The organism is Undibacterium sp. SXout20W (assembly GCF_049340285.1).
Classification (GTDB): domain Bacteria; phylum Pseudomonadota; class Gammaproteobacteria; order Burkholderiales; family Burkholderiaceae_D; genus Undibacterium.
Genome location: NZ_JBMPPH010000146.1, coordinates 1 through 246, shown reverse-complemented (window position 1 = coordinate 246; position 246 = coordinate 1). Strand labels below are relative to the sequence as shown.

Genomic DNA, 246 nt, shown 5'->3' with positions numbered 1-246 from the left:
CCAGCAAAACCTACGACAGCAACACCAGCCTGACGACAGGCCAGGTCAGCATCACGGGCGTCAATGGACAAACGCTGAACTACACCGGCACGGCTGTGGCAAATAACGCGAACGTGGCCGCCAATGCGACAAACTACGTTAGTGGCATCACTGGTTTAAGTGACGGCACAGGTTTAGCATCAAATTACGTTCTGCCAAGTCAGAGCGCCAAGTCTGGCAACAACCAGGCTACGATCAATGCAGTCA

1 protein-coding gene is annotated in these 246 nt (G+C 53.7%); it reads left to right on the top strand.

Annotated elements, in window-relative coordinates:
* On the top strand, positions 1 to 246 hold a 246-nt coding region (locus tag ACO0K1_RS20390), incomplete at both ends, for a YDG domain-containing protein (protein ID WP_423029044.1).